We start from the raw sequence: 13,795 nt of genomic DNA, 5'->3' as shown, positions 1-13,795 counted from the left end.
CTTTGCTCTTGTGCTGAATAAAAGTTTTGAAGAATTTGTTCATTTTGTATTGACGGAAGTTCGATATGCTTTTATAATGAGAATTGTTATCAATGATAATGATTCTCATTTCTAATTAAAATTCATAATGGATAAAAAGGAGAGGTATATACATGAAAAAATGGAAATTAGCTAGTGCGGTTTTAGCACTGTCGTTAGCGCTTACGGCATGTGGGAATGACGATGAGGCGACAAAGGAAAAAACAAAGGATAATGTAGCCGGAGAACAAACAACAAATAAAGCACCAGGTCAATATCCAATGACAGTTTCTCCAACAACCACATCAGCTGAAAGTGAAGAAGCAGGGACTGTAAACTTTGAAGATGTAACATTTGATGCAATGCCAGAAAAAATGGTTGTTTTTGATTATGGATTCTTAGATACATTAGATGCGCTTGGTGTTGAAGGTGTAGTTGGAGTTCCTCAAGATTCTAGCTTACCAGCTAGCCTTGAAGAGTATGCTAGCGATGAATATGTAAATGTCGGAACGTTAAAAGAACCGTTACTTGAAGATATTGCCGAAATTGGTCCAGATGTCATTTTCATTTCTAGTCGACAAGCACCATATTATGAGGAATTGAGTGAAATCGCTCCTGTCGTATTCGTGGGAACTTCTCAGGATGATTACTGGAACACATTTTTAGCTTCTGTAGATGTAGCAGCGAAAATGTTTGATAAAGAAGCTGAAGCAAAAGAGCAAATTGCAAAAATTGATGCAGCTTTAGAAGAAGTGAAAGCTTTATCTGGCAACTATGAATCTTCATTAGTAACGATGTACAATGAAGGCAAATTATCTGGTTTCGCACAAAACTCTCGCTTTGGTTATATTTATGATATTTACGGATTTAAGCCAGTTACAAATGATATCGCATCATCTTCTCACGGATCTAACTTCGGTTTTGAGGCCATTCTTGAATTTGATCCAGAAGTATTGTTTGTTATCGACCGTACAGCAGCAGTAGGTGGCCAATCAAATATTGATAAAGATATGGAAAATAAAATCATCCAAAAAACACAAGCATATCAAAACAAAAAGATCGTGTATTTAGATGGTGTCCTATGGTACCTAAGCGGTGGCGGCTTACAATCTGAGCTTGCCAAAATCGATGAAATCTTAGCTGAATTAAAATAAGCTAGCATGACAAAGGCTGTCCAGAACGTCAGTGAAAACTGATAATCTGGGCGGCTTTTTTGTTTGGGGTGCGGCGGGAGGTGAGAGTTTTCTAGTGTTTGTGGTAGATAGTGAGGTCTGACATGGGGTTGTGAAGTAATGTCCAAAGGTAATGCGATATAAATCGGTTATGCTGTGGCACTTTACAATAATCTCCAAAAGTCATAGCAAACAATTGGTTTATGCTATGGGTAACTAATAATATCCAAAAGCAATAGCTTATAATTCGTTTACGCCATAGGTTTTTCCAGTAATCTCCAAATGCCATGACATATAGATTGTTTATGGTATGGGTATTTCCAATGATCTCCAAAAGTCTTAATATATAATTCGTTTATGCTATAGGCTTTTACAGTAATCTCCAAATGTCGTGTCATATATGTTGTTTATGTTATAGGTTTTTACAATAATCTCCAAAAGTCATAGCATAAAGTGTTTTTATCACATGGATTCTTCAAATAAATTCCAAAAGTCATGAGATAAAAGGATCTAGCGGTACATGCAAGGGGAAAAAACCGAAAATCATGTCCCGCAAGAAGGATTTTACGGTACATGCTAAGGTGAAAAACCGAAGAGCATGTCCCGCAAGAAGGGTTTCACAGTACATGCAAGGGGAAAAACTCGAAAATCATGTCCCGCAAGAAGGGTTTCACGGTACATGCTAAGGTGAAAAACCAAAGAGCATGTCCCGCAAGCGAGCTATTCTAGTACAAGCCAAGAGTAATAAGCATGCTAATTGCCTCACAAATGAACGAACCCACAAAAAAATTCACCAAGATCCAATAAATTTTTGCTATACTGAAAATAAAAATGGAAATTGTATGGAAGAAGGGGGTACTCTGATGATTCGTACCATTTTAATCGTGGATGACCAACCGGAGATTGTAGAGCTGCTTAGTCTTTATTTGGAAAAGGAGAATTATAGAATCCTAGAAGCTTTTGATGGTCGAGAAGCGCTACAAATCATTCAAACCGAAAATATCGATCTCATGCTTGTTGATCTAATGATGCCACACATTAACGGCTATCAACTTATTAAAAAAGTGAGACAGGACCTGCATATCCCCATCATCATTATTTCTGCAAAGAACGACGATAACGATAAAATTTTAGGACTTGGGCTTGGAGCAGATGACTTCATTCCAAAGCCATTTAATCCATTAGAAGTGATTGCACGGGTTCAGGCTCAGCTTAGAAGAAGTTATAGCTACAAGCAGGAGGCTGCACCCACAAGTGAAAGCCTTCAGTTAAAAGTGGGCGATATCATTTTAGATGAAAGCTCGTTTTCGGCTATTAAAGGAGACACCACAATAACGCTCACCAAAATCGAATATCGCATCCTTGAATTATTAATGAGTTCTCCTGGAAGGGTTTATACGAAACAACAAATCTTTGAACGAGCATGGGATGATTATTACATGGGCGGCGAGGAGGACAACACGATCAATGTCCATATCTCAAAGCTACGAGAAAAGCTTGAGGAAAATCCGAAAAAACCGAACTACATAAAAACGATTAGAGGATTAGGCTATAAATTTGTCGACCAAAAATAGACTCCTATAAGGAAGAGATAAATGAAAAAAATATTCTATCGGATTTTTCCTGAAAAAGAAGGGATCATACCATTTTTATATATTGCGAACCTGGTCTTTCCACTCTTCTTTCTATTTCAAGAATCACAGGAGAAACTACTAATTGGCTTGATATTGATGGCTGTGCTTGTTGTAGCATACCGACAGGCGTACTGGAGCTCACAGCACATACTTGCATTCGTTCTTGTCCAACTTTCAATTATTCTAGTATTTGGTTTTATGTATGACCCATTGTATATTTACATGATTTTCATTCCGGTGTACCAGATTGTGCGGCTACCTATACAATGGATGTATGTCGTGTGTGGCCTGTTCACGTTTTTTAGTCTAATCCTTATCTACCAGGTTGTCCTTTCCGGAGAATATTACACGATTCTAAATTTAGGCCCACCCCTATTTGGTGGAAGTATTCTCCCTTTTATGATAAAGGGATCAATCAAATACAAGGAAATGAGTGAAAACTTGAGAAGGACGGCAGAAGAATTAGAGAAGAAAAATCGTGAAATGACGAGATTGGAAGAAAGCAAAAAGCAAATGCTTGCCGATATTTCTCATGATTTAAAAACGCCAATTACGACGATTCAAGGATATTCCAGAGCGCTATATGAAGGTGTAGTATCAGATGAAGACCAAACGGAAAAATACTTAAAATACATTTACGACAAATCCATTCGGGTGACATCTTTAATTGATGAACTCTTTATGTTTTCTAAATTAGATAGCCCAGACGTTCCCATTCAGAAAGAACTGAAAGACATTTGTGAATTTTACCGTGGGGTCATTGTGGAGCATTTTGATTTATTTGAAGAAAAGAAAATGGAGCTGGATATCGATATTCCTGATGAAAAAATAATGGTTCGTTTCGACCCGAAACTACTAAACAGAGCCATATCGAATCTCCTTCAAAATACAAATAAATACAATCCTGAGAGCACTGAGATTTACCTTCGATTATTTCAAACAGAAACTAGTATCTTCATTGAAGTCGGTGACAATGGTGTTGGTATCCGTGATGACATTGCCCAAACCTTATTTGAGCCATTTGTAAGAGGGGATAAAAGCAGAATGAATGATGGGGGCTCTGGACTCGGTCTCGCCATCACTAAAAAAATCATCGAACTCCATGACGGAACCATTCAAGTTGACACTTCTCCAAACCGAGGAAAAACGAACTTTATAATTGAACTTCCCATTGAGTAAATAGTTCAAATGCGTAAACAGACCAACAGATTTGGTCTTTTTTTTATTTTGGTAAAATACCCAAATCTTTACAAAACCTTAACACATAACAGGTAGACCGTTAAAAGTAGATTGCTATTATTTTATCGACAGACAGTCGGTCTGTAAAGGAGGACGAATCTTGAGAAAAGAAGCAGAGGAACGTAGAAACGAAATACTGGATGCTGCTGACGAGCTGTTCAGTCAAAAGGGTTTTGATGGAACGAGTACAAACGATATTCTCAAAAAGGTCGGCATTGCACGCGGAACACTCTATTATCATTTCAAATCAAAGGAAGATGTGATGAATGCATTAATTGACCGGTATAGTGTTCGACTTATTAGCGTTGCACAGGAAGTAGCAGCAGACAAGAGTATTCCTGTAGTTGAGCGTATGATACGCGTTGTTTTATCAATGAATGTAAGTGGTGGAAGCAATCAGGAAATGATGGATCACATTCATAAGCCACAAAACGCACTTATGCATCAGAAAATTCAAAAAGTCATCATCAATGGAGTAACGCCCATCCTGACAGGTATCATCCAAGAGGGTATTGAAACCGGACTGTTTAACACGCCTTATCCGTATGAATGTATGGAAATGCTTGTTACGTATGCAAATATCGTTTTGGATGATGATTTAGTAGAGATGACCAATGAGGAACGTGCCTCACGGATACAAGCGTTAATATTCAACGGAGAAAGGCTACTCGGTGCAGAACGTGGAAGCCTGATGAGCGTTATGCAAATGTTTGGTAGCGAGAAAAGCAAGTAAATTTTGCTCAAGAAGCTAAAACAGAGGTGACATATGTATTTTAGACTAATCCGAAATGACATAGTAAAGAGCAAAGTCATAACATTTACAACTATGATTTTTGTCGCTGCAGCATCCATGCTTGTTTCACTCGCGGCGATACTCATCGTTAATCTAACAGGTGCGCTAGACGCGCTAATGACAAAAGCCGAAGCGCCACATTTTATGCAAATGCATGCGGGTGAAATAGATAGAAATCGACTTCATTCTTTTGCAGAAGAAAATGATAAAGTCGAAGAATACCAGATTGTGGAGTTTCTAGGTATGGATGGTTCACAGATCAGTTTAGGATACAACTCGCTTGCGAACAGTGTTCAGGATAACGGCTTAAGCATCCAAAATGAGCAATTTGATTATCTTCTTGATCTTAACGGGAACATCATCAATGTGTCAGATGGAGAGATTTATGTTCCAGTTGCCTATATGAGGGACAACACTACAAAGGTCGGTGAAATAGCAGTAATAAGCGGGAAAGAATTTACCGTTGCGGGATTTCTCCGTGATTCGACCATGAATTCCTCGCTCTCTGCATCAAAGCGTTTTCTCGTAAGCAACCAGGATTACGCAGAGCTAAAGGACCTTGGAGATCTCGAGTATCTGATTGAATTTAGACTAAACGATTTCTCGAAAATAGGAGAATTTGAGTCGGAATATGCATCTGCAGGACTTGAAGCGAATGGACCAACCGTGACTTATACTCTATTTAAAATGATGAACGCCATTTCTGATGGGATGATGATTGCGGTAATCCTTCTGATAAGCGCACTAGTCGTTGCCATCGCATTTATGAGCATACGTTTTACACTACTTGCAAAAATCGAAGACGACTACCGTGAAATTGGAGTGATGAAAGCAATAGGGCTTCGCCTTTCTGACATAAAGAAGATTTATATGGCTAAATACGTAAGCATAGCTGCGGTTGGTAGTATTCTTGGGTTTATTCTCTCGCTTTTATTAAAAGGAAAACTACTTGAAAATATTCGGCTGTATATGGGGGAAAGTGAAAATGCTTCTTATGCCCTAGTTCTAGGAATCATAGGCATCCTGATTGTATTTCTAGCAATTGTGGCTTATGTAAACTTTGTTTTGAAGAAATTTAGAAAAATATCCGCTGCACAGGCCATACGCTTTGGGACTTCTCAGGAAAAGAAAGCGAGCGCAAAGCGTTTTTCTTTAAATCAAAACAGATGGTTTAACACGAATATATTCCTTGGAATTAAGGATGTTCTCGCGCGAAAGGGACTTTACACAACAATGTTGATAGTTCTTGTAATTGCGTCATTTATCATTATTGTTCCGCAGAACCTGTACAACACGATATCTTCAAAGGGCTTCATTCAATATATGGGAATTGGAGGCTATGATCTCCGCATTCAGACCAATAATTCTGATAAAACGGACGAAATCGTAAATGCGATAGAACACGACAATTCCGTTTCAAAGTATGCTGTTATGACAACAAAGACTTTCAAGGTAAAAACAAATAACGGAACAGAGGAAAATATAAAAGTTGAGCTCGGTGACCATTCGGTATTTCCTATCGAGTATGCTGAAGGTAGAGCGCCTGTCCGTGATGATGAAATCGCCTTTTCATCTATAAATGCGGAAGAGATGGGGAAAAAAGTCGGAGATATCATTACGCTATTGAGTGAGGGAAATGAAAAAGCACTTACTGTAACTGGCATATATTCAGACGTTACAAATGGTGGTAAAACTGCAAAGGCAGTATTCTCCGACAGTTCAGCAAACATCATGTGGACCATCATCTGTGTCAAACTCTCAGATATTTCACTTGTAGACAGCAAGGTTTCAGCATACTCGGACGAGTTCGATTTTGCGAAGACTTCAGACATCGATGAATTTGTTTCTCAAACTCTAGGATCGACAATCAGTGCTGTCGAAATGGCTTCATACTCCGCAATTGCGGTTGCGCTGGTGATCACGATACTGGTTACACTGTTGTTCATGAAGATGCTGATTGCAAAGGACAGGTATTCCATTGCTTTATTGAAGGCCCTCGGTTTTAGCAATTCGGATATTAAGGTACAGTATTATTCACGTTCGTTTTTTGTACTGATTGTCGGAATTGTACTCGGAACGCTTCTTGCGAACACACTCGGAGAGGTCTTTGCGGGCCTGCTTATCTCTTCGTTTGGAGCATCGTCGTTTGATTTTATGGTTAATCCGATTCAAGCCTATCTGCTTAGTCCGCTGATGATGGCAGTCATGGTTCTTTTTGCAACAATGTTCGGCACATCGAATGCAGGACAAACAAAAATTTCCGAACATATTAAGGAATAGGAGGAGTAGGCAAATGAAGAAGATTCTGATCGGTGATCATATAGTAAAAATGTTCGGTGAAGGAAATGAACAGCGTAATGTTCTTGATGGGGTATCTGTTGAAATAAACAAGGGTGAGTTTGTTACGATTATGGGACCCTCAGGTTCTGGAAAATCAACGCTATTGTTTGCACTAAGTGGAACAGATCGTGTGAATGGTGGTAAGGTCCTATTTGACGGTAAAGATTTATCGGCGTGCTCGGAGAACGAGCTTTCGGATATACGTCGGAATAAAATGGGATTCGTTTTTCAACAGCCGACAATGCTGAAAAACTTAAACATTATTGACAATATTATTCTGCCATCTATGCGTGATAATCGAAAAAATGCTGCAAAGATTTCAGAGAAAGCTGGCTCACTAATGAAAAGAGTGGGAATTGCAGGGCTTGAAAAGCGGGACATTACCCAAGTTTCGGGAGGACAGCTTCAGCGTGCAGGAATATGTCGTGCGCTTATGAATGGTCCGGACATTATCTTCGGTGATGAGCCAACTGGAGCGCTTAACTCAAAATCTGCGCAGGAGATTATGGACTTATTTTCCGAAATCAATGGAGACGGCACCGCGGTTATGCTTGTCACTCATGATGTGAAGGTTGCAGCACGGTCTGAACGTATTCTGTTTATGAGAGACGGAAATATTGTGACTGAGTTGAAGCTTCCGAAGTTTGACGGGACGGATATGGAGCGTAGAGTTGAAGATGTTACAGCGAAAATGTTAGAAATCGGAATATGATATGTTGTTTCACAATTTCATAGATATCGTAAAAGGCTTGGATAGTGTATATAATCCAAGCTTTTTGCTTTTTTCATGAATCTTAATAATGATATAAGACTCACTTAAGGTTGAGTTAAGGTTCGCTGTCTATGATAAGAATAACAAAACAAAGCGAAAGTAAAAGGAGGACCTTAGCATGAATGTGATTGAACTTACCAATATATCAAAAAGCTACGGGGACGTAAAAGCAGTGGACAGCATTACACTACAAGTTAAAAAAGGAGAGGTACTTGGAATCATCGGTGCAAACGGTGCCGGGAAATCAACTACGCTCGAAATTATGATGGGCATTCGCAAACCAGATTCAGGAACAGTAAAAGTCCTTGGTATGAACGTCGAAGAAGCATCAAATGAAATTAAGCAAAAAATTGGAATCCAGCTTCAACAAACAGCTCTTTATGACCGAATCAAAGTCAAGGAAGCTTTGAAACTATTCAGCTCTTATTACGATAAAAAGCGAGACTTACAGGAAATCATTGAAACACTCGGGCTTAAACCTTATCTAAACAAATATGTTAAGAATCTATCAGGTGGTTGGCAGCAACGCACATCCTTAGCATTAGCACTCGTAAACGATCCAGAGATCATCTTTCTTGATGAACCTACAACCGGCTTAGACCCACAAGCAAGACGCGACCTCTGGTCATGCATCAATCGCTATCGTGATGAAGGAAAAACGATTCTTCTATCCACACATTATATGGATGAAGCCCAAAGGCACTGTGACCGAATTGCGATGATTAAAAATGGAAAATTAGTAGCCTGTGACCAACCACAGAATTTAATCGATTTTTACCTGCAAGGTGCAGGAACGATGGAAGATGTTTATCTAAAATATGCCGTTTCCCAATAATAAGGAGGAATAACACATGCAATCTATTCTTACACATACGCAAATGGAATTAAAATTATTTTTTCGCGAGACTTTACCATTACTGTTTACTTTTATCGTCCCAGCTGTTAGCTTCATCGTATTTGGACTAATGTTTGAATCAAACACATATGAGGGTCTAAATTACTTTCAAGCCTATATCCCAAGCATGATTGCCATCATTATTTTTACAACAGCCTTTTTCTCAATGGGTCTGCAAATTGTGATTGATCGTGAAAAAGGCGTTTACAAACGATTAAAAGGAACACCTATTAACCAAAATGCCATTTTTACAGCAACAATTTTAAAAGGGTTTATCGCGATCTATGTTGGTGCGATTGAAATTTTATTAATCGCTAAGTTTGGGTTTGGCACAGAATTAACAGCACATCCTCTTGAATTTTTTGTAGCCTTAACATTTAGCTCCATCACATTTTTCTCAATCGGCTTTATCGTTTCAAGTGTGACAAAGCGGATGCAAACGGCATTAGGAGTTGCCATGATTGCAATGTATCCGATGATGTTTTTATCCGGTGCAACCATCCCAATAGAAACATATCCAGAAGTATTACAAAAGATTGCTACCGTCGTACCACTCACATATGTCGTGAATGTTCTAAGAGATGGATGGAATGGAACACTTTTCACAACAGATGCACTCCTTGACATCGGAATCTTAGTAGGAATTTTAATTGTATCAACAGTCATCGGTTTAAAATACTTCAAGTGGACCGATTAATGCCTATTTTTTAAAGGTAGTGTCAAACGTCCATACACTTTCCATATAACGTACGTATCTTATAAGTGTAGGGCATACCTCCTCAGATGTTAGCGTATTTTCGTGCGAGAGAAATCTCGCACCTTTTTTTGCTTAATCTAGTTCCAGTGCCTAGCCAGTTTTCACCCTGAATAGTCTTCTAAGAGTATCTTGCGAAAAGCTTTGCTTTGAGCAGCTCGAGGTCACAAGCCAATCCATCAAGAAGATCAAAGAGCAACCTTCTCGCTGTCTCGTCTTGTGCTTGTCGGGGCTGATCAAGGCACTTGCACTTTTTTCCCTTCCACCTTTTCACCAAACTTGATACTATAGTAAGGAAGGAGGCGTAATTATGCGAATTTTATCAACATTTATTCCAATTGAGGAAGTTACTGAAAACATGAAAAAGGCGTTTCCGGATGAAGAATTTATCTATTGTGAGGATATAGAAAAAGCCTTACCTGAATTACATAACGCAGACATCTTACTTACATACGGGGAAGACTTAACCCCGGAGCATATTGAAAAAGCTAACAAACTAAAATGGATCATGGTGATTTCAGCTGGACTTGAGCTTATGCCTTTTCAAGCGATTCAGGAAAAAGGAATCCTTGTCACAAACGTAAGAGGGATTCATAAAATCCCGATGGCTGAATACACGCTTTCGATGATGCTACATGTCACAAAGAAGAATATGATCATTGTTGAGCAACAAAAGAGTAAAAGCTGGGATCGACTTACTCATTTTCCAGTTGGCGAGCTTCATGGGAAAACAATTGGAATCCTAGGTGTTGGTGCCATCGGTGGTGAAATTGCACGATTAGCGAAAGCTTTTAGCATGAAGACGATCGGATTAAATCGCAGTGGAAACAAGCATGAATACATAGATGAAATGGTCCAATATGATAAGCTCAATTATATTTGCGAGAAAGCTGACTATCTAGTTTCGGTTCTTCCAAGCACGAACGAAACAAAATACATTCTGAACGATACCCATTTTGACAGAATGAAAAAGGAATCCGTTTTTATCAATATTGGACGCGGCGATTTAGTTAAAGATGAGGTCATACTACGAGCGATACAATCCAAAAAGATTGCACATGCAGTCCTAGATGTATTTGAACAGGAACCACTTCCAAGTGATCATCCATTTTGGACACTTGAAAATGTGACCGTAACCCCGCATATTTCAAGTAAGTCAAAGTTTTATCAACCAAGATCCTTTGAAATTTTTGAAAAAAATCTTCATATATATAAGCTAGGTGGCAGTGAATTTATTAATAAAATTGACTTGAACCGGGGGTATTAAGATGAAAATCTATACAAAAACAGGGGATAAAGGGACAACCTCATTGGTATATGGGCAGCGGGTTTCAAAAACAGATCTACGTGTTGAAGCGTATGGAACATGTGATGAGGCAAATTCCATGATTGGATTAGCCTTAGGTCACCTAAATGAACTTCAATTCGAAGGCAAAGAAGAGATTGAGCAGGTTTTTAAAAAAGTCCAAACGACCTTGTTTCACGTCGGTGCAGAGTTAGCGACGCCTGCAGGAAAGGAAGTAAAGTGGAAGGTATCCGAAGAGGACATTACCTTATTGGAAGAAACAATTGATAAATGGGATGCTGAGAATCCTCCGCTTACCAACTTTGTTTTACCTGGTGGTAGTCAAGCGGGAGCAGCCTTCCATGTTGCAAGAACAATCGTGAGAAGAGCTGAAAGAAACGCTGTAGCTATTGGGGAAGATGTAAATCCATTGGTGAATTCTTACTTAAACCGCCTATCAGATTTTCTATTTGTTGCCGCGCGTTATGTTAACCATAATCTTGGCCAAAGTGAACCTACACTCCATCAATGAAATAATCAGTAAAATAAGCGTATTTTAATGGGATTAGTCATATAGTAATGGTAGATATGTTGACAAAAGTAGTGTAAGCAAGATACACTAATTATAAGGATTATAAAGTAATAATGTTTACTAGAAAAGAGGTGCATGGCGGTGTCAGACAATCATTTGAAAGAAGCGCTTGATACGTTGAAAGGATCCGGAGTTCGAATCACTCCGCAACGTCATGCGATATTAGAGTATCTAATTCATTCAATGAGTCACCCGACTGCAGATGATATTTATAAAGCACTTGAAGGAAAGTTCCCTAACATGAGTGTCGCTACTGTGTACAACAATCTTCGTGTATTCCGTGAAGTTGGTTTAGTAAAGGAATTACCATACGGAGATTCATCGAGCCGTTTTGATTTTATCACGACACAACACTATCATGTGATTTGTGAAGACTGTGGTAAAATTGTGGACTTCCATTACCCAGGTTTAGATGAAGTGGAAGCATTGGCTGCACATGTAACTGGCTTTAAAGTTAGTCATCATAGAATGGAAATTTACGGCTCGTGTCAAGAATGTCAAAAGAAAGCAGCACACTAAAAAAAGCTGATCAGGTCATCCTGTCAGCTTTTTTCTACTTTTTTATATTTTTTACTATTGTATTTCTCATCGAACTCTTTTCCTTCAAGCTCTGGATCAAGAGTTAATGGTTCTTTACAATACATACACACATCCACTCGACCTAACATTTTAGTCGGCTTTTGGCAAGAAGGACAGACCACCTGGATGGTTCGAGTTGAAAGCATGCCGATCCAGAAATATACCACTGTACTTGCTAAAATAAAAATGAGACCAAGAATCATAAAGATTGTCATTAAGACAACATTTTCTCTAAAGAAGATTCCCCCGTACATGACAATAAATCCTGCAAAGATCAGAGCAAGAGCAAAAGAACGAATTTTATTAATTTTACTAGAATATTTTACACCCATTGTTAATCTAACCTCCTTTCTATACTATACAATAAAAAAAGAAAGATAAAAATAAAAAAAGATTCTACATAAAATGTGCAGGGTTTTATTTTTGGTGCGTCGAAATATATTAGCAATGGATTTGAATGGAGGAAATCAAAAATGGAGGATTTACTTCGACCTCTTTACCAAGAAAGAGCAAGCCAACCCAATACGCTAGGGGTTATTCTGATCGAAAAGGGGAAGGATGCTTTTACACATACGGATCACTTTGACTTAGCCTTACTCGTAATCGTAAAAGAGGCAGAGAAAAATGTGTTTATTAAACATTATGACTACAATAAAAACAAAGCAACTTTGTATACAGTAAAAGAAAGTCAATTAAAAGAATGGCTTTTATTCGGTTCTAATCGAAAAATCGTAGACTGGATTGTTAACGGAAAAGTTCTATTTGATCGAAATGAATATATTACTGACTTAAGGAACAAGCTGCATGAATTTCCAGCAGAGGAACGACAAATTAAAATGGGAATCGAATTTGCCAAACTAATTCGTCGGTACCAGGACGGTAAAGCATTTTTTAATGCAAACCAACATTTAGATGCCTATAATTATGTCATTCATGCACTTCATCATCTAGCACGGCTAGCTATTATTGAAAATGGCTTTCATCCTGAAATAACCGTCTGGACCCAAGTAAAACAAATTGATCCACAAATTTATAAATTATATATTGAACTCTTAGAAAGTGAAGAGACACTTGAAAAACGTTTGGAGCTTCTCTTCCTTGCAAGTGAATTTCTCATTCATTCTAGAGCAAAACGTGGAGCTAACCATATTTTAAATGTTCTATCTCAAAGAAGTGGTTCTTGGACATTCGGGGAGATGATGGAAATTCCCGAGTTAAAAGTATACTCAGTGGATCTTGAAGTATATCTCGAATTCCTTGTAGATAAACATTTTATTAATGTAGAAAAACTCGAAACAAAAGGAAAAGGTATCTACCATAGAACCTATAGTGTAAATAAGTAACGTTCCAAAACTCCTTCATACTATTGAAGGGGTTTTTATTATTTTGATAAAATATTTGCAATTACTGTTGACGGACAATCAATCCCCGTGTTATATTAGATTTCGCCGCTGAAAAAGAGAAATCAGCCGGTAAAACTTTTGAAAAATATTATTGACATTAATAAATCACCATGATATATTAATAAAGTCGCTTCTGAGAGGCGAGTCAAAAAAAGTCCTTTGAAAACTGAACACAATACAAGCGTCAACGTTTTAATTCTAAGTAACAAACTTATTGAGCAATCAATACTCTTATTGGAGAGTTTGATCCTGGCTCAGGATGAACGCTGGCGGCGTGCCTAATACATGCAAGTCGAGCGAATCTGAGGGAGCTTGCTCC

The 13,795-nt window shown here is 38.3% G+C and carries 13 protein-coding genes and 1 rRNA gene; 13 read left to right on the top strand and 1 reads right to left on the bottom strand.

All coding sequences use genetic code 11. From position 1 onward, the window contains the following. The first annotated feature begins 152 nt into the window (after positions 1–152). The 11 genes from DZB84_RS19720 (at position 153) to perR (ending at position 12,013) form a co-directional block, all read left to right on the top strand. Positions 153–1,172 (top strand): siderophore ABC transporter substrate-binding protein, encoded by a 1,020-nt coding sequence (locus DZB84_RS19720; RefSeq protein WP_116354034.1) that lies wholly within the window; start codon positions 153–155, stop codon positions 1,170–1,172. 881 nt (positions 1,173–2,053) lie between these two features. After that, positions 2,054–2,764: a response regulator transcription factor gene (locus DZB84_RS19715; protein WP_116354033.1), complete on the top strand. Its 711-nt coding sequence runs from the start codon at positions 2,054–2,056 to the stop codon at positions 2,762–2,764. 21 nt (positions 2,765–2,785) lie between these two features. Further along, positions 2,786–4,003, top strand: a complete 1,218-nt coding sequence (locus tag DZB84_RS19710; RefSeq protein ID WP_116354032.1) for a sensor histidine kinase — start codon at positions 2,786–2,788, stop codon at positions 4,001–4,003. A gap of 160 nt (positions 4,004–4,163) precedes the next feature. Next, on the top strand, positions 4,164–4,796 hold the full coding sequence (locus tag DZB84_RS19705; protein ID WP_116354031.1) for a TetR/AcrR family transcriptional regulator: 633 nt from the start codon (positions 4,164–4,166) through the stop codon (positions 4,794–4,796). Between the two features lie 33 nt (positions 4,797–4,829). Then, positions 4,830–7,136, top strand: coding sequence for an ABC transporter permease (locus DZB84_RS19700; RefSeq protein ID WP_116354030.1), 2,307 nt, complete (start codon positions 4,830–4,832; stop codon positions 7,134–7,136). A 13-nt stretch (positions 7,137–7,149) separates the two neighbouring features. After that, positions 7,150–7,908 (top strand): ABC transporter ATP-binding protein, encoded by a 759-nt coding sequence (locus tag DZB84_RS19695; protein ID WP_116354029.1) that lies wholly within the window; start codon positions 7,150–7,152, stop codon positions 7,906–7,908. 178 nt (positions 7,909–8,086) lie between these two features. After that, the gene (locus DZB84_RS19690; protein WP_116354028.1) at positions 8,087–8,803 is read left to right on the top strand and encodes an ABC transporter ATP-binding protein; all 717 of its coding nucleotides are present in this window, start codon (positions 8,087–8,089) and stop codon (positions 8,801–8,803) included. Positions 8,804–8,819: 16 nt separating this feature from the next. Beyond that, positions 8,820–9,560 (top strand): ABC transporter permease, encoded by a 741-nt coding sequence (locus DZB84_RS19685; protein ID WP_116354027.1) that lies wholly within the window; start codon positions 8,820–8,822, stop codon positions 9,558–9,560. A gap of 367 nt (positions 9,561–9,927) precedes the next feature. After that, positions 9,928–10,884 carry a D-2-hydroxyacid dehydrogenase gene (locus DZB84_RS19680; protein ID WP_116354026.1) on the top strand — a complete coding sequence of 319 codons (957 nt, stop codon included), beginning with the start codon at positions 9,928–9,930 and terminating at the stop codon, positions 10,882–10,884. 1 nt (position 10,885) lies between these two features. Continuing rightward, a complete protein-coding gene (locus tag DZB84_RS19675) occupies positions 10,886–11,434 on the top strand; it encodes a cob(I)yrinic acid a,c-diamide adenosyltransferase (RefSeq protein ID WP_116354025.1) in 549 nt (182 codons plus the stop codon). 135 nt (positions 11,435–11,569) lie between these two features. Beyond that, entirely contained in the window at positions 11,570–12,013 is a 444-nt protein-coding gene (gene perR, locus DZB84_RS19670; protein ID WP_116354024.1) for a peroxide-responsive transcriptional repressor PerR, read from the top strand. 23 nt (positions 12,014–12,036) lie between these two features. Here the strand turns inward: perR and DZB84_RS19665 are convergent, their stop codons facing one another. Next, on the bottom strand, positions 12,037–12,405 hold the full coding sequence (locus DZB84_RS19665) for a YgzB family protein (protein ID WP_116354023.1): 369 nt from the start codon (positions 12,403–12,405) through the stop codon (positions 12,037–12,039). A 141-nt stretch (positions 12,406–12,546) separates the two neighbouring features. On the opposite strand from DZB84_RS19665, the gene DZB84_RS19660 reads away from it, so the two are divergent. Together DZB84_RS19660 and DZB84_RS19655 are read left to right on the top strand one after the other, a co-directional pair. Next, positions 12,547–13,416 carry a nucleotidyltransferase-like protein gene (locus tag DZB84_RS19660; RefSeq protein ID WP_116354022.1) on the top strand — a complete coding sequence of 290 codons (870 nt, stop codon included), beginning with the start codon at positions 12,547–12,549 and terminating at the stop codon, positions 13,414–13,416. Positions 13,417–13,707: 291 nt separating this feature from the next. Continuing rightward, positions 13,708–13,795 (top strand): 16S ribosomal RNA (locus DZB84_RS19655); the annotation flags it as partial.

The organism is Bacillus sp. HNG (genome assembly GCF_003400205.1).
In the GTDB taxonomy this organism is placed as follows: domain Bacteria; phylum Bacillota; class Bacilli; order Bacillales; family Bacillaceae_L; genus Ferdinandcohnia.
Note: the sequence above shows the minus strand (reverse complement) of the source record. Positions and strands in the feature narration are given on the sequence as shown.